Origin of the sequence: Pseudomonas sp. Bout1, from assembly GCF_034314165.1 — a bacterium.
GTDB lineage: Bacteria > Pseudomonadota > Gammaproteobacteria > Pseudomonadales > Pseudomonadaceae > Aquipseudomonas.
Window position 1 is genome coordinate 1,769,122 of sequence record NZ_JAVIWK010000001.1, and the last position, 16,238, is coordinate 1,785,359.

The following is a 16,238-nucleotide window of genomic DNA, read 5'->3' on the forward strand; positions in this document are numbered from 1 at the left end:
GGACAATCCTTTTTAAAGGCCTCATCCGCAGGCGTAAAGAACTCATCCTTGGCGTCGGCTATCGCAGGGTTGCGAGGCTCAACGCCCCATTAGAGCGATTCCTTCGGGACTAGCTGTAAGGATTGGTCTGAGTGAGTGCTGGGATATGTTTCCTAGCGATGTAGGAAGGTTCAGAAGGCAACAGACTCGTCCTGGCGGCCCGAAATCTGCGACAATCGCCCGCTGAATTTTGCCGATCACGTCACCGCAGGCCCACCTGCCTCACTTAGAAGACCTTTGCGTACCTGATGACTGACCAAGCGCCCGCTATCGACCAACTGCTGAAAAACCTCGATCACGCCATGCTCGCCGACCGCCATCGCTTGCGTCGGCAACTGCTTGAGTTGCGCAAGAAACCCGATGAGGAAAAACTTGCGCAGTGGGTGACGCGGATGCAGGCCTCCTGCGCCCAGGTGACGGCGCGGCGTGCCAGCCTGCCGGTGATTCGCTACGACGACAGCCTGCCGATCGCCGCCAAGCGCGATGAGATCAAGGCCGCGCTGCTCAAGCATCAGGTGCTGATCATTGCCGGCGAGACCGGCTCGGGTAAAACCACCCAGTTGCCGAAAATCTGCCTGGAAATCGGCCGCGGCCAATATGGTTTGATCGGCCACACCCAGCCGCGGCGGATTGCGGCGCGCAGTGTGGCGAGCCGGGTCGCCGAAGAGTTGGCGACGCCGCTGGGGTCGCTGGTGGGCTATCAAGTGCGGTTTGAGGACCAGAGTGATTCCAACACTCTGATCAAGCTGATGACCGACGGCATCCTGCTGGCCGAAACCCAGAACGACCGCTACCTCGAACGCTACGACACGATCATCGTCGACGAAGCCCACGAACGCAGCCTGAACATCGACTTCCTGCTGGGCTACCTGAAAACCCTGCTGCCGCGTCGCCCGGACCTCAAAGTCATCATCACCTCGGCCACCATCGACCTGGAGCGCTTTTCCAAGCATTTCGACGATGCGCCGATTGTCGAGGTGTCGGGCCGCACCTTCCCGGTAGAAACCTGGTACCGCCCGCTGACCCTGGAGCAGGACGAGGAGGGCAACCGTGTCGAGGACGACCTGACCGTCGACCAGGCGATTCTCGCCACCCTTGATGAAATTGCCGCCTTTGAACGCAGCGAGCGCAAGAGCCCGGGCGATGTGCTGGTGTTCCTGCCCGGCGAGCGCGAGATTCGCGACGCCGCCGACATGCTGCGCAAGGCCCAGCTCAAGCACACCGAGATTCTGCCGTTGTATGCGCGCCTGTCGCCGGCCGAGCAGCAGCGGATTTTCCAGTCCCACCCGGGCCGCCGTGTAGTGTTGGCGACCAACGTCGCAGAAACCTCGCTGACCGTGCCGGGCATTCGGTATGTGATCGACAGCGGCACCGCGCGCATCAGCCGCTACAGCTACCGCGCCAAGGTCCAGCGCTTGCCGATCGAGGCGATTTCCCAGGCCAGTGCCAACCAGCGTAAAGGCCGGTGCGGGCGGGTGGAGCCGGGTATTTGCGTGCGCCTGTTCAGCGAAGAAGACTTTATCGGGCGTCCGGAATTTACCGACCCCGAGATTCTGCGCACCAACCTTGCGGCCGTGATCCTGCAGATGCTGCACCTGCGCCTGGGCGAGATCACCGACTTCCCGTTTATCGAGCCGCCGGATGGCAAGGCCATCAGTGACGGTTTCAACCTGTTGCAAGAATTGTCGGCCGTCGACCGCAACAGCCAACTGACGCCGATGGGCCGCCAACTGGCGCGTTTGCCGGTAGACCCGCGCATGGGCCGCATGTTGCTGGAAGCCGCCAAGCTGGGCAGCCTGCAGGAAGTGCTGATCGTTGCCAGCGCGATGTCGATCCAGGACCCGCGCGAACGCCCGCCGGAACGCCAGCAAGCCGCCGACCAGGCTCATGCACAATGGAAAGACCCGGATTCGGATTTTGCCGGATTGGTGAACCTGTGGCGCGGCTTTGAAGAACAGCGCCAGGAGTTGACCGCCAGCCCGCTGCGCAACTGGTGCCGCAAGAATTTCCTGAATTACCTGCGCCTGCGGGAATGGCGTGATTCCCACCGCCAGTTGAGCCTGATTTGCCGCGACATGCAGTTGACCGTCAACAAGGAACCTGCAGATTTCCCGAAACTGCATAAGGCGGTGCTGTCCGGCTTGTTGAGCCAGATCGGCCAGAAAACCGAGGACGGCGATTACCTGGGCGCGCGTCAGCGACGCTTCTGGATTCACCCCTCCTCGGGCATCGGCAAGAAGCGCCCGCAATGGCTGATGACCGCCGAACTGGTGGAAACCACCAAGCTGTATGCGCGGATGGTGGCCAAGATCGACGCCGACTGGATCGAACCGTTGGCCGGGCACCTGATCAAGAAAAACCACTTCGAACCCCATTGGGAGAAGAAGCGCGGCCAAGTGGTGGCGTTTGAGCAGATCACCCTGTTCGGGTTGATCATCGTCGGTCGCCGGCCGGTGCATTACGGGCCGATTGACCCGGTGACGTCCCGCGAGCTGTTTATTCGCGAAGGCCTGGTGCGCGGCGAGATTCAGTCCCGGGCCCGGTGCCTGACTGCCAACCAGCAACTGCTGGAACAGCTCGACGAACTGGAAGCCAAGGCCCGCCGGCGCGACATCCTGGCGGACGAAGAAACGTTGTACGCCTTCTACGATGCGCGCCTGCCGGCCGAGATTCACCAGACCGCGACTTTCGACAGTTGGTACAAGGTCAACAGCCAGAAAGACCCGCAACTGCTGATCATGCGCGAAGAAGACGTGCTGGCCCGCGAGGCCAGTGAAGTCACCGCTGCCCATTATCCAGACACGTTGCACCTGGGCGACCTGGCGCTGGCGTTGAGTTATCACTTCGAACCCAACCATCCCCGGGACGGCGTGACCTTGCGTGTGCCGGCGCCGCTGTTGCCGGCATTGCCGCCCGAACGCCTGGAATGGCTGGTGCCGGGTGTGATCGAGGCCAAGTGCATTGCATTGGTGCGCAATTTGCCCAAGGCGCTGCGCAAGAACTTTGTGCCGGTGCCCGATTTCGTCAAGGCGGCGTTGCAACGCATCGAATTTGGCCAGGGCTCGTTGCCCCAGGCGTTGGGGCGCGAGTTATTGCGTATGACCGGCGCGCGGGTCAGCGATGAAGCCTGGGCCGAAGCCGCGCAACAGGTGGAAAACCACCTGAAGATGAACCTTGAAGTGGTCGACGGCCAGGGCAAGTTTCTTGGCGAGGGCCGCGACCTGGCCGAGTTGACCGCACGCTTCGCCGAGGCCAGTCAGGCCGCATTGGCGGTGCCGCAGACCGCGAAAAGCCAGCAGCCTGTAGAGGCCAAGGTGTTTGCGGCGGTGGCCGAGAAAACCCAACAAAACATCGCCGGGCTGTCGATGACGGTATATCCGGCATTGGTGGAAGAAAACGGCACGGTGAAGGAGGGGCGTTTCTCCACCGCCGCCGAGGCCGAGTTCCAGCATCGTCGGGCCTTGCAACGCCTGCTGTTGCAGCAATTGGCCGAACCGGCAAAATTCCTGCGGGGCAAGTTGCCCGGCCTGACCGAGTTGGGGCTGATGTACCGCGAACTGGGGCGTATCGAAGCCCTGGTGGAAGACATTCTGTTGGCCAGCCTCGACAGCTGCGTGCTGGAAGGCGAGGCCAGCCTGCCACGGGACGGTGCTGGCCTGGCCGCGCTGGCCGAGCGCAAGCGCGCAAGTTGGACCGAGCATGCCGAGCGCCAGGCGCGTCTGACCCTCGACATCCTGAAACTGTGGCATGGCCTGCAAAAACGCTTCAAGGGCAAGATTGACCTGGCCCAGGCCGTGGCTCTCAATGACATCAAGCAGCAACTGGGCAACCTGGTGTACCCCGGTTTTGTGCGGGAAACCCCGGCACAATGGTTCAAGGAACTGCCGCGGTTCCTCAAGGCCATCGAGTTGCGCCTGGAGAAACTGCCGAGCCAGGTGCAAAAGGATCGGGTCTGGAGTACGGAGCTCGGCGGCCTGTGGAGCCAATATCAGAACCGCCTGAACAAGCATGCCCAGGAAGGCAAGCGCGACCCCCAGCTAGAGCTGTATCGCTGGTGGCTGGAGGAATACCGGGTGTCGCTGTTTGCCCAGCAGTTGGGCACCAGGGTGCCGATTTCCGACAAGCGTCTGAGCAAACAATGGAGCCTGGTCGAAGCGTGACCGACGTGCGGCAAGCAACTGTGGCAAGCAACTGTGGCGAGCGACTGTGGTGAGCGACTGTGGTGAGCGAGCTTGCTCGCGCTGGGCTGCGAAGCAGCCCCATAAGGTCTCTCTGAAACACCCCGATAACTTTATCGGCGCCGCTTCGCGACCCAACGCGAGCAAGCTCGCTCGCCACAGGGGTAAAGGTGTTTGTCCGGGACAGGGCGCCAAGTTGTCGATGTTGTGGCAAACTTCGCGGTTATAAATGCCGGGATCGTCGAGTTGGGCTGGTGCAGCCGTGGCGCGATGGAATAAAGCGTTTCCAGTTTGAAAGCCGCTGGACGGCATAAAACTACTTACGGTTTGGTACGACGGTACCAATACCTTCTGCCTGAACAGATTTAGAGGAACGACCGTGCATAACGTCGTCATCAGCGGCACAGGCCTGTACACCCCGGCCAACAGCATCTCCAACGAAGAGCTGGTGCAGTCTTTCAATGCTTACGTGCAACAGTTCAACCTGGATAACGCCGCAGCCATCGAACGCGGTGACGTCCAGCCACTGACCGAATCCAGCGCTGCCTTTATCGAAAAGGCCTCGGGCATCAAGAGCCGCTTTGTGATGGACAAGGCCGGCATTCTGGACCCGCAGCGCATGGCACCACGCCTGCCCGAGCGCTCCAACGACGAATGGTCGATCCTCTGCCAGATGGCCGTGGGTGCCGCCGAGCAAGCGTTGCAGCGCGCGGGCAAGACCGCCGCTGACATCGACGGCGTGATCGTTGCCTGTTCCAACTTGCAGCGTGCGTACCCGGCCATTGCGATTGAAGTCCAGGAAGCGCTGGGCATTCAGGGCTTCGGCTTTGACATGAACGTGGCCTGTTCCTCGGCGACCTTCGGTATCCAGAACGCCGCCAACAGCATCCAGCTGGGCCAGGCGCGGGCCATCCTGATGGTCAACCCGGAGATCTGCACCGGCCACCTGAACTTCCGTGACCGCGACAGCCACTTCATTTTTGGCGATGCGGCCACCGCCGTGATTCTGGAGCGGGCTGACCTTGCCACTTCCGAGCATCAGTTCGACGTGGTGAGCACCAAGCTGCTGACCAAATTCTCCAATAACATCCGCAACAACTTCGGTTTCCTCAACCGCGCGGCGCCAGAGGGCATCGGTGCCCCAGATAAGCTGTTCGTGCAAGAAGGCCGCAAAGTCTTCCGTGATGTGTGCCCGATGGTCGCCGAGTTGATCGGCAAGCACTTGGCGGAAAACCAACTGAACGTGGGCGATGTAAAGCGCTTCTGGCTGCACCAGGCCAACCTCAGCATGAACCACCTGATCGTCAAGAAACTGCTGGGCCGCGAGGCGTCGGTGGAAGAAGCGCCGGTGATCCTCGATACTTACGCCAACACCAGCTCGGCGGGTTCGGTGATTGCGTTCCACACCTACCAGGACGATCTGCCCAAAGGCGCTGTGGCGGTGCTCAGTTCGTTTGGCGCAGGGTATTCGATTGGTAGCGTGATTTTGCGCAAACGCTGATTAAACTGGTTGGCTATTCATTGATGGGTAAGGTCAACGTGGGAGCGGGCTTCTGTGGGAGCTGGCTTGCCTGCGATAGCATCACCTCGGTATGCCTGAGACACCGAGGTGCCGGGCAAGCCAGCTCCCACATTGACCGTATTCCTGCGTTTGGATGTGTTTGCATCGAGGTCTTGAATGGCAGCAGCGGACGACGCGCATTTGCTTGAACGATTGCTCAAGGGCGAGCAGCGGGCCTACAAGGAAATGGTCACCACCTACCAGAGCGCCATGCGCGCCGTGGCCTATGCCATAGTCGGGCAGCGCCATGCCGACGAAGTGGTGCAGGACGCCTGGCTGTCGGTGGTGCGCAACCTGGCGAAGTTCGAAGGGCGTTCCAGCCTCAAGACCTGGCTGCTGACCATCACGGCCAACTCGGCGAAGGGCCGCTACAAGCAAAATCGCCGGGAAGTGCTGCTCGATGACTTGCCGTCGCCCCACGGCACCATCGGCGATGATCGCTTTGTGCCCGACGACGGCCACTGGGCCGTCGCGCCGTTTGCCTGGCACCAGGACACTCCGGAAGCGCTGCTTACCGAAGACGAACTGCGCGAATGCCTGGAGCACACACTGGCCAGTCTTTCCGAGTTGCAGAGCAGCGTCTTGCTGTTACGCGAACGTCAGGGCCTGGAATTAGAGGAGATTTGTAATCTTCTGACACTATCGCTCTCCAATGTTCGTGTGCTGCTGCATCGAGCACGGCTTAAAGTCTTCGCCACGGTGGAGCATTTTGAGGAAACCGGCGAATGTTGACCTGTAAAGAACAAGTGGCGCGTTCCAGTGACTATCTCGATGGGCAACTGACTTTTCGAGAACGTCTGCTGGTGCGCCATCACCTGATGTTCTGCCCCAACTGCCGGCGCTTTATCCGGCAGATGCGCTTGATGCAGGCGACACTGAAGATCCTGCCCGAGCCGCCCATTGCTGATGTGGATGCGTTGGCCGAACGCCTGGCCGCCGAGCGTTCGCGCGAACAGTAATACCCGTCACTTTTCACACTGAAAACCGAGCCCGCATCGAAAAACGACGCGGGCTTTTTTTTCGCCGAGCCTGGTGGGCGCGAGCGTGCTCGCGAAGAACCGCAGAACGCCGCGTTCTGTCAGAATGGTCGCGTTATCGTTAACGACCATCGCGAGCAAGCTCGCTCCTACACAAAGCCGTGACCGTCGGGGAATGGGATGCCGTTACAACGTTTGAATAACCTGTCCGAGATTGCGCCCGATGAGTGGAACGCGTTGGTCCCCGCAGATCAGCCGTTTCTGCGCCACGCGTTCCTCAGTGCACTGGAAGACAGCGCCAGCATCGGCCCGCACTCCGGCTGGCAGCCCGAGCATTTGTTGCATTACGAAGGTGGCCGGTTGATTGCCGCGTTGCCCAGCTACCGCAAATGGCATTCCTATGGCGAATACGTGTTCGACCACGGCTGGGCTGACGCCTGTGAGCGCGCGGGTATCGACTACTACCCGAAACTGCTGGTGGCGGTGCCTTTCAGCCCGGTCAGCGGCCCGCGCCTTTTGGCCGCCAGCGCCGAGGACGGTTTGGAGCTGCTTAAAAGCCTGCCGGGTTACCTGGAAATCGAAGGCCTTTCCAGCGCCCATATCAACTTTACCGATGCCTTGGCAAACACCGCGCTGGCCCAACAACCGGGCTGGCTGCAACGCCTCGGCTGCCAGTTTCATTGGCAGAACCGCGGTTATCGCGACTTCCAGGACTTCCTCGATGCGTTGAGTTCGCGCAAGCGCAAGCAGATGCGCAAGGAGCGCGAGCAGGTGGCGGGGCAGGGCATCGAGTTTGAATGGTTGCAAGGTCATGAGCTGAGTGAGGCACAGTGGGATTTTGTCTACGCCTGCTACGCCAATACCTATGCCATACGCCGACAATCGCCCTACCTGACCCGAGAATTTTTCAGCTTGCTGGCCGAGCGCATGCCCGAGGCGATTCGCGTGGTGCTGGCCAAGCAAGGCTCACGGCCGGTGGCCATGGCCTTCAGCCTGATCGGTGGTGACAGCTTTTATGGCCGTTACTGGGGCTGCCTGGCCGAGTTCGACCGGCTGCATTTCGAAACCTGCTTCTATCAAGGCATGGACTACGCGATTGCCCACGGCTTGCAGCGTTTCGATGCCGGAGCCCAGGGCGAGCACAAGTTGATTCGCGGGTTTGAGCCGGTGATCACCCATTCCTGGCATTACTTGCGTCATCCAGGATTGAAAACCGCGGTGGCAGACTTCCTGGAGCGCGAGAGCGTGGGGATCCTGGCGTATGCCGAGGAGGCGAGGGCAGCCCTGCCTTATCGGCAGGGCTGAACCGGTTTGGCTCAGGCGGTTTTTTCTGCACCCAGCCATCGATAGGTAAAGCCGCCAACCACCGCACCGAGGATCGGCGCGAGCCAGAACATCCACAATTGCTGCAGTGCCCAGCCGCCGACGATCAATGCCGGGCCGGTACTGCGGGCCGGGTTGACCGAGGTGTTGGTGACCGGGATCGAGATCAGGTGGATCAGCGTCAGCGCCAGGCCGATGGCAATGGGCGCGAAGCCCGTGGGAACACGGCGGTCGGTGGCGCCGAGGATGATCAGCACGAACATCGCCGTCATCACCAGCTCACACACAAACCCTGCCGCCATCGAATAACCGCCGGGTGAATGCTCGCCGTAGCCATTGCTGGCCAGGCCCGAGGCCAGTTCGAACCCGGGCTTGCCGCTGGCTATGTAATACAGCAGTGCTGCGGCGACGATGCCGCCGATTACCTGGGAGATGATGTACGCCGGTAACTCCCTGGCCGGAAACCTTCCGCCCACTACCAGCCCCACCGACACTGCAGGGTTGAGGTGGCAGCCGCTGATGTGCCCGATGGCAAATGCCATGGTCAGCACCGTGAGCCCGAACGCCAGGGCCACACCGAGCACCCCGATCCCAACGGGCGACGATGCGGCCAATACCGCACTGCCGCAGCCACCCAACACCAGCCAAAACGTACCCAGTCCTTCCGTAACGGAACGCTTTAACAGTGACATGAACACATCCTTAGTAGATTGCTCTATCTGATTAACGGGTCTGTGACGCTTCCCTGCTGCCTTAAATCAGAGCCCTCCCGGGGCCTGATTGCAGTACAGCAGGATTGTGTCGCAAGACCAGCGAGATAGAGAAAGCTGTCAGAATTGTTCGCAATTGAGTGGGCGGTTAACCAACGGAATCAGTCTATTCCCACGAACCCGCCGGTCTGGTGTTGCCACAATCGTGCATACAAACCGCCGTGTGCGAGCAATTGGGCATGGCTGCCGGTCTCGGCAATCTGGCCTTTTTCCAGCACCACCAGCCTGTCCATTCTCGCAATGGTGGAAAGCCGGTGAGCGATGGCAATCACCGTCTTGCCCTGCATCAGGGTTTCCAGGCTTTCCTGGATCGCCGCTTCGACTTCCGAATCCAGCGCCGAGGTGGCCTCGTCCATGATCAGGATTGGCGCGTCTTTGAGCAGCACCCGCGCAATGGCGATGCGCTGGCGTTGCCCGCCGGAGAGTTTGACCCCGCGCTCGCCGACGTGCGCGTCCAGGCCGGTGCGGCCCTCGGCGTCCGACAGCAGTGGGATGAACTCATCGGCGCGGGCCTTGTGCACCGCGGCCCAGAGTTCTTCGTCGGTGGCGTCCGGCTTGCCATACAGCAGGTTGTCGCGGATCGAACGGTGCAGCAGCGAGGTGTCCTGGGTGATCATGCCGATCTGTTCGCGCAGGGTTTCCTGGGCGACTTCGGCGATGTTCTGGCCGTCGATCAGGATGCGTCCGCCCTGCAGGTCGTACAGGCGCAGCAGCAGGTTGACCAGGGTGGATTTACCCGCGCCGGACGGACCGATCAGGCCGATCTTTTCACCCGGCTTAATGTCCAGGTTCAGGCCCGCGATGATTCCGCTCTTCTTGCCGTAGTGGAAGTCCACTTGGTCGAACCGCACCTCGCCATGGGGTACCTCAAGGCGCGGGGCATTCTCCAGGTCGGTCACTGCCAGCGGCTGGGCGATGGTTTTCAGGCCGTCCTGGACCATACCGATGTTTTCAAAAATACCGTTGACCACCCACATGATCCAGCCGGACATGTTGACGATACGAATCACCAAACCGGTGGCCAGGGCAATGGCGCCCACCGAAATCAGGGATTGGGTCCACAGCCACAGGGCCAGGCCCGTGGTGGTGACGATCAGCAGGCCGTTCATGGTGGTAATCACGATGTCCATGCTGGTCACGACGCGGCTGGCCAGCTGGGTTTTCTCGGTCTGCTCGACGATGGCTTCCCTGGCGTAGTTCTGCTCGAAGTTCGTATGAGCGAACAGCTTCAAGGTGGTGATGTTGGTATAGCCGTCGACAATCCGCCCCATGAGTTTGGAGCGCGCCTCGGAGGAAATCACCGAGCGTTCCTTGACCCTTGGTACGAAGTATCGCAGGGCCAGGCTGTAGGCGACGATCCAGGCAATCAGCGGGATCATCAGGCGCCAATCGGCTTCGGCGAACAGCACCAGGGCGCTGATGGCGTAGATCGCCACGTGCCAGATCGCATCCACGGCGGCCACTGCGGAGTCGCGCAATGAGTTGCCGGTTTGCATGATGCGCTGGGCAATGCGCCCGGCGAAGTCGTTCTGGAAAAAATTCAGGCTCTGCTTGAGCACATAGTTGTGGTTCTGCCAGCGGATCAGGCTGGTCATGCCGGGGCTGATGGTCTGGTGCACCAGCAGGTCATGCAGGGCGCCGAAAATCGGGCGCAGCAGCAGGGCGACCACGGCCATCCAGATCAGCTCGTTGGCGTGGGTCTGGAAGAAGTTGGCCGGCGGCGTGCCTTGGGCCAAATCGATGATGCGGCTCAGGTAGCTGAACAGCGCCACTTCGATCAGCGCGCCGATCAGGCCCACCACCAGCAAGGCGGCAAAGCATGGCCACACCTGGCGCAGGTAATAGAGGTAGAACGGCAGGACTTTATCGGGAGGGGCCGCGCTGGGAGGTTCGCGGAAGATGTCGATCAGTTGTTCAAAACGACGATAGAGCATTAGGTCTGACGCCCGCCTGGCGGGCTCTCCTGTTCAAATGCGCGCGGTGCCTGGCGGGCACCGCGCGAAACTCCCTGTAGCCTTCAGTCGATGCGCTTGGCCGACTTGATCAGGACAGGATCGATTGGCACGTTCTGCATGCCCTGTTTGGTGGTGGTTTGCGAGTTGACGATGATGTCGACCACGTCCATGCCCTTGACCACTTTGGCGAACACTGCGTAACCGGCATCGCGGCCCGGGTCGAGGAAGGCATTGTCTGCAACGTTGATGAAGAATTGGCTGGTGGCGGAATTCGGGTCGTTGGTACGGGCCATCGACAGGGTGCCACGCACATTATGCAGGCCGTTGCTGGCCTCGTTCTTGATCGGTGCTTCGGTTGGCTTTTGCGACATTTGCTGGGTGAAACCACCGCCCTGCACCATGAACCCCGGGATTACCCGGTGAAAAATAGTGTTGGTGTAGAAGCCCTTGTCGACATACGCCAGGAAGTTCTTGGTACTGATCGGGGCCTTGACCGGGTCCAGCTCGATTTCGATGTCGCCATTGGTGGTGGTGATCAATACGTGGGGTGCCTTGGCGGGTTCGGCCGCCATCAGGTTGGCAGCGAACAGCACGGAACCGGCAAAGAAGGCGATTTTTTTCAGCATGGGTCAGTGATCCTGGGTTGTGGTTTCGACTGTCTTGAGAAAATCGAGCAGGGTGTTATTGAAGTGTTCGGGTTGGTCCAGCGGCGTGGCATGGCGGGAATCCTCGATCACCACCAGTCGCGCATCGAGTAGCAGTTTTACATAGATTTCTTTCTGCGCCACGGGGGTGTAGTCGTGGTCGGCGCTGATGACCAGGGTTGGACAGGAAATTCTTGAAAGTTGTTCCTGTACGCCCCAGCCAACAATCGCATCGAAGCTGGCGAGGTAAGCACGTTTGTCGTTTTTTGCCCAGCGTTCGGCCATCTTGCGCCGCAGTTCGGCCTGTTCGGGCTTGGGAAACAGCATGCTGCCCAGGGCTTTGCCGATGGTGTCCAGGCTGAGGATGCGCGCCAGGCTCCAGCGCTTGGCCCACTGCCAATAATCGCTGGCCGTGCGCACCTTGACCTGAGGTGCGCTGTTGACGATGCACAGGCTCCTGAGCCTGTGCGGTTCGTCTACTGCCAACTGGAAGGCAATCATGCCGCCCATGGACAGGCCAACCACATGGGCCGGGGGCAGTTGCAGGTGTTCGATCAAGGCCACCAGGTCGGCGGTGAAGCCGGCGATGCTGTAGCGTTCCCGGGGTTTGTCGGAGCGGCCGTGGCCGCGCACGTCCACCACCACCAGCCGGTAGTGTTGGGACAGCACGGGTACTTGCAACTCCCAGTCCAGGCAGCTGGAGCCCAGGCCGTGGATCAGGATCAGCGGCGTGCCGTGGCCATATTCCTCGTAATGCAGGGTGCAACCTTCATGTTCGAAATAGGCCATGCGAACTCCTTGTTCAGGCTTGCTGCGGTGCGGCGAAAGGCGCGTCCAGTGGAGCAGTGTCGAAGGTGCGCAACAACTCGACGAGAATCTGCGTGGCCGGGCCCAGGGGTTTGTCCTTGTTCGAATAAAGGTAGAACGTTGGGTTGCGGCTGCCGCCTCGTTCAAGGGGCAGCAACTTGAGCAGGCCCTCCTTGAGTTCGCGCTCGATCAGGTGCCGAGGTAGCCAGGCAAAACCCAGGCCGCTGCTGACGAAGGTAGCGGCAGTGGGCAGGCTGCCGACGGTCCAGCGCTGTTCAGCGCCTAGCCAGCCAACGTCCCGCGGCTGCTGGCGGCCGGAGTCGCGGATCACCACCTGCATGTGGCTTTCCAGGTCCTGGAAGCTTAGTTCGCGGTGCAATTGATGCAGCGGATGTTCGGGGTGCGCCACGGCGACAAATTCGACGTCGCTCATTTCCGTACCCAGGTAACCCGGAATGATGAAACCGCAGATGGCAAGGTCTGCCATGCCGTCCATCAGCAGCTCTTCGACACCGGACAGCACCTCTTCGCGCAGGCGTACCCGGCAGCCGCGGCTTTGCGGCATAAAGGCGGTGAGCGCGCGTACCAGGCGGGCGTTGGGGTAAGCGGCATCGACCACCAGCCGCACCTCGGCCTCCCAGCCTTGCTCCATATGGTGGGCCAGGTCTTCCAGTTGGCTGGCATTTTTCACCAGTTGCCGGGAGCGGCGCAACAGCACTTCGCCGGCTTCGGTCAGTACCGCCTTGCGCCCGTCGATACGCAGCAGCGGCACGCCGAGCTGGTCTTGCATGCGGGCCACGGTGTAGCTCACCGAGGACTGCGAGCGGTGCAGCGCTTCGGCCGCCTGGGCGAAGCCGCCATGATCGACCACGGCTTGCAAGGTGCGCCATTGATCAAGGGTAACGCGGGGCGCTTTCAAGTTGAGCTCCTCTTGTCCTAAGCTGGCGGTCCTTATTGGAGACTGCCGAATGAGAAAATTCTGTTGTGTACTGCTGGCGCTGCTGCCGTTGAGTGCGTTCGCCTTTACTACCGATGTGACGAAAGACATCCAGGGCGTGAAGATCGACTACAGCGCGTCGGACGTCGACAGCAATATCAGTTCGATCCAGCTCACCAACTACGGCCCCAATGACGCCGAGTGCAAGGTACGCTTTACCAACGGCCCGGAAGCCCCGCGTACCCGCAAGGTCACCGTCGCGGCCGGGAAAACCACCAACACCACGGTCAATTTCAGCCGTGCCGTTATCAAGATGCGTATCCAGCTGACGTGCGCACCGAAATAAGGCAAAAGCGGAGGACGGCTACAGCAATACTCCGCTTATAAACAAATTTCTAGATGGGTTATAGCAATTTTTTACGCTTTTTAATCGAACGGGCTCTGATTAACCTTCACTCCATCGCCTTACAGCATTCACCGATGGAGCTTACATAATCATGGCCCGTGTTCTGATCATCGAAAGCAGCGCCCGTCAGCAGGATTCAATCTCCCGCCAACTGACCCAACAATTCATCAGCCAATGGAAAGTTGCCCATCCGGCTGACCTGATCACCGTGCGTGACCTCGCTATCAACCCCGTTCCACACCTGGACGCCAACCTGCTGGGCGGCTGGATGAAACCTGCCGAGCAGCGCAGCACGGTTGAGCAGGCTTCCCTGGACCGCTCCAACGAACTGACCGATGAGCTGCTGGCCGCCGATGTATTGGTCATGGCCGCACCGATGTACAACTTTGCGATTCCCAGCACCCTCAAAGCCTGGCTGGACCATGTGTTGCGTGCCGGTGTGACCTTCAAATACACCGCCACCGGTCCCCAAGGCCTGCTGACCGACAAGCGCGCCTTTGTGCTGACCGCCCGCGGCGGCATCCATGCCGGCGGCAGCACCGATCACCAGGAACCGTACCTGCGTCAGGTCATGGGTTTTATCGGCATTCACGACGTCACTTTCATTCACGCCGAAGGGGTGAACCTGGGCGGCGATTTCCAGGAAAAAGGCGTGAACCAGGCCAAGGCTTTGCTGGCACAGGTGGCGTGATCCGTTAATCGCCAGATAATCGCCCGCGGTTTTAATAGCTCCACGCAACCCTTCAAGTACGCGTATCGAACCTCCCTTTGCACTTTTTGCTCCTGAGTGCTCCTGCCCGACTGACGCTTTTAGCGAGGTCGGGTTTTTTTTGCCTTGAGTTTCGCAAGCGCCGGAAAACCGCTAATGTCGCGCCCATTCAAAATGAGGCGAGCATGGGCTATCTACTTGTTGTGACGCTGATCCAGGCGTTTTCCTTCAGCTTGATCGGTGAATACCTGGCCGGTCACGTCGACAGTTACTTCGCAGTGCTGGTGCGCGTGCTGTTGGCCGGGCTGGTGTTTATCCCGCTGACCCGTTGGCGCTCGGTGGAACCGGCGTTCATGCGCGGCATGCTGGTGATCGGCGCGTTGCAGTTTGGCGTGACCTACGTGTGCCTGTACCTGAGCTTCCGGGTGCTGACGGTGCCGGAGGTGTTGCTGTTCACCATCCTGACGCCGTTGCACGTGACTTTGATCGAAGACGCCTTGAACCGCCGCTTCAACCCGTGGGCGCTGGTGGCCGCACTGGTGGCGGTGACGGGGGCCGCGGTAATCCGCTTTGACCAGATCACCCCGAACTTCTTCATGGGCTTCCTGCTGCTGCAACTGGCCAACTTCACCTACGCCGCCGGGCAGGTGCTTTATAAGCATCTGGTGGCGCGTCATCCGAGTGATCTGCCGCATTACCGGCGCTTTGGTTACTTCTACCTCGGCGCGTTGGCGGTGGCGTTGCCGGCGTTCCTGATGTTCGGCAAGGCCAACTACCTGCCGGAAGCGCCGTTGCAGTGGGGTGTGCTGGTGTTCCTGGGGCTGGTCAGCACGGCACTGGGCATGTACTGGTGGAACAAGGGCGCGTGCATGGTCAACGGCGGCACGCTGGCGGTGATGAACAACCTGCATGTGCCGGTTGGGTTGTTGCTCAACCTGCTGATCTGGAACCAGCATGAACCGTTGGGCCGGTTGCTGCTGGGCGGGTTGGTGATTCTGGGCGCGGTGTGGATCAGCCGGCTGGGCCTGCGCTCTTCGGCGCCAATTGCGTCACCAAAAAGTCAATGAACGCGCGGGTCTTTTGCGGCACGCGTCGCGCTGACGAATAAACCGCATTGATGGTAATTGCCGGCGCCTGCCATTCGCAGAGCACCGGCACCAGGCGCCCGGCCTTCAGGGCGTCTTCGACGATAAAGTCCGGTAACAGGGCGATGCCCATCCCGGCTTCCGCCGCCTGGGCCAGCAGGTCGCCGTTGTTGGCGTGCAAAGGGCCGGTGACGTTGACCCGCTGGGTTTCCTGGCCCTTGCTCAGTTGCAGGCTGACGCCGCTCTGCAGGTACCCATAATTGAGGCATTGGTGCTGGCGCAGGTCTTGCGGGGTTTGCGGTGTGCCCGCGCGTGCCAGGTAGGCTGGCGCAGCCACCATGATCCGTGGCGCAGGTGCCAACTGGCGGGCGATCATCGTTGAGTCGGGCATGCTGGCGATGCGGATGGTCACGTCGAACCCGCCGCGTACCGGGTCCACCTGCTGGTCACTGAGCACCAGTTGCAACTCGATATGGGGATGCTGTTCATGGAACAGCGGAATCAACCGTCCCAGGCGGTGCAGCCCGAACGACATCGGCGCATTCACCCGCAACACTCCGCGTAACTCACCGATGCCGTCCCTGGCCCGCTGTTCGGCCTCGTCCAGCGCGGCCAGCACCTCTCGTGCCGCGTCAAAATACTCGGCCCCGGCCTCCGTCAAATGCAGGCTGCGGGTGGTGCGCTGAAGCAGTTGCACGCCGATCGCGTCCTCCAGTGCCTGAATCTGTTTGCTGACTTTTGAGCGCGGTACGTCCATGGCTCGTGCGGCGGCAGCGAAGCCGTTCTCGCCGACCGTGACGACAAACGCCCGCATGCATTCGATGCGATCCATGACTGTCCCTTTTTT

14 protein-coding genes are annotated in these 16,238 nt (G+C 60.8%); 8 read left to right on the plus strand and 6 right to left on the minus strand.

From position 1 onward, the window contains the following. Positions 1–287 precede the first annotated feature (287 nt). The 5 genes from hrpA to RGV33_RS08135 all read left to right on the plus strand — a co-directional run bounded on the left by hrpA (position 288) and on the right by RGV33_RS08135 (position 8,060). On the plus strand, positions 288–4,199 hold the full coding sequence (gene hrpA / locus RGV33_RS08115) for an ATP-dependent RNA helicase HrpA (RefSeq protein ID WP_322143823.1): 3,912 nt from the start codon (positions 288–290) through the stop codon (positions 4,197–4,199). Between the two features lie 397 nt (positions 4,200–4,596). After that, positions 4,597–5,718, plus strand: a complete 1,122-nt coding sequence (locus RGV33_RS08120) for a beta-ketoacyl-ACP synthase III (protein WP_322143824.1) — start codon at positions 4,597–4,599, stop codon at positions 5,716–5,718. Between the two features lie 177 nt (positions 5,719–5,895). Further along, complete coding sequence (locus RGV33_RS08125; protein WP_010176505.1) at positions 5,896–6,510, plus strand: RNA polymerase sigma factor; 615 nt, start codon at positions 5,896–5,898, stop codon at positions 6,508–6,510. Next, positions 6,504–6,737, plus strand: coding sequence for a zf-HC2 domain-containing protein (locus tag RGV33_RS08130; protein WP_322143825.1), 234 nt, complete (start codon positions 6,504–6,506; stop codon positions 6,735–6,737). The genes RGV33_RS08125 and RGV33_RS08130 overlap by 7 nt, the downstream gene beginning before the upstream one ends. A 198-nt stretch (positions 6,738–6,935) precedes the next feature. Continuing rightward, positions 6,936–8,060, plus strand: a complete 1,125-nt coding sequence (locus tag RGV33_RS08135) for a GNAT family N-acetyltransferase (protein WP_322143826.1) — start codon at positions 6,936–6,938, stop codon at positions 8,058–8,060. A gap of 11 nt (positions 8,061–8,071) precedes the next feature. Here RGV33_RS08135 and aqpZ read toward each other — a convergent pair whose 3' ends face one another. The 5 genes from aqpZ to RGV33_RS08160 form a co-directional block, all read right to left on the minus strand. Next, positions 8,072–8,770 carry an aquaporin Z gene (aqpZ, locus tag RGV33_RS08140; protein WP_322143827.1) on the minus strand — a complete coding sequence of 233 codons (699 nt, stop codon included), beginning with the start codon at positions 8,768–8,770 and terminating at the stop codon, positions 8,072–8,074. 179 nt (positions 8,771–8,949) lie between these two features. Continuing rightward, positions 8,950–10,782 carry an ABC transporter ATP-binding protein gene (locus RGV33_RS08145; protein WP_322143828.1) on the minus strand — a complete coding sequence of 611 codons (1,833 nt, stop codon included), beginning with the start codon at positions 10,780–10,782 and terminating at the stop codon, positions 8,950–8,952. 83 nt (positions 10,783–10,865) lie between these two features. Next, positions 10,866–11,429 carry a peptidylprolyl isomerase A gene (locus RGV33_RS08150; RefSeq protein ID WP_003210708.1) on the minus strand — a complete coding sequence of 188 codons (564 nt, stop codon included), beginning with the start codon at positions 11,427–11,429 and terminating at the stop codon, positions 10,866–10,868. Positions 11,430–11,432: 3 nt separating this feature from the next. Further along, positions 11,433–12,236 carry an alpha/beta hydrolase gene (locus RGV33_RS08155; RefSeq protein ID WP_322143829.1) on the minus strand — a complete coding sequence of 268 codons (804 nt, stop codon included), beginning with the start codon at positions 12,234–12,236 and terminating at the stop codon, positions 11,433–11,435. 13 nt (positions 12,237–12,249) lie between these two features. Further along, the gene (locus RGV33_RS08160; protein WP_322143830.1) at positions 12,250–13,173 is read right to left on the minus strand and encodes a LysR family transcriptional regulator; all 924 of its coding nucleotides are present in this window, start codon (positions 13,171–13,173) and stop codon (positions 12,250–12,252) included. 49 nt (positions 13,174–13,222) lie between these two features. Between RGV33_RS08160 and RGV33_RS08165 the strand changes: the two genes are divergently transcribed. From RGV33_RS08165 to RGV33_RS08175, 3 genes are all read left to right on the plus strand, one after another. Continuing rightward, on the plus strand, positions 13,223–13,537 hold the full coding sequence (locus RGV33_RS08165; protein ID WP_322143831.1) for a 3-phosphoglycerate kinase: 315 nt from the start codon (positions 13,223–13,225) through the stop codon (positions 13,535–13,537). A gap of 151 nt (positions 13,538–13,688) precedes the next feature. Next, complete coding sequence (locus RGV33_RS08170) at positions 13,689–14,288, plus strand: FMN-dependent NADH-azoreductase (protein ID WP_322143832.1); 600 nt, start codon at positions 13,689–13,691, stop codon at positions 14,286–14,288. 203 nt (positions 14,289–14,491) lie between these two features. After that, positions 14,492–15,373: a carboxylate/amino acid/amine transporter gene (locus RGV33_RS08175; protein WP_322143833.1), complete on the plus strand. Its 882-nt coding sequence runs from the start codon at positions 14,492–14,494 to the stop codon at positions 15,371–15,373. On the opposite strand, the gene RGV33_RS08180 is transcribed toward RGV33_RS08175, so the two are convergent. Beyond that, complete coding sequence (locus RGV33_RS08180; RefSeq protein ID WP_322143834.1) at positions 15,318–16,223, minus strand: LysR family transcriptional regulator; 906 nt, start codon at positions 16,221–16,223, stop codon at positions 15,318–15,320. The two genes, RGV33_RS08175 and RGV33_RS08180, sit on opposite strands and share 56 nt — an antisense overlap. Positions 16,224–16,238: the final 15 nt, after the last annotated feature.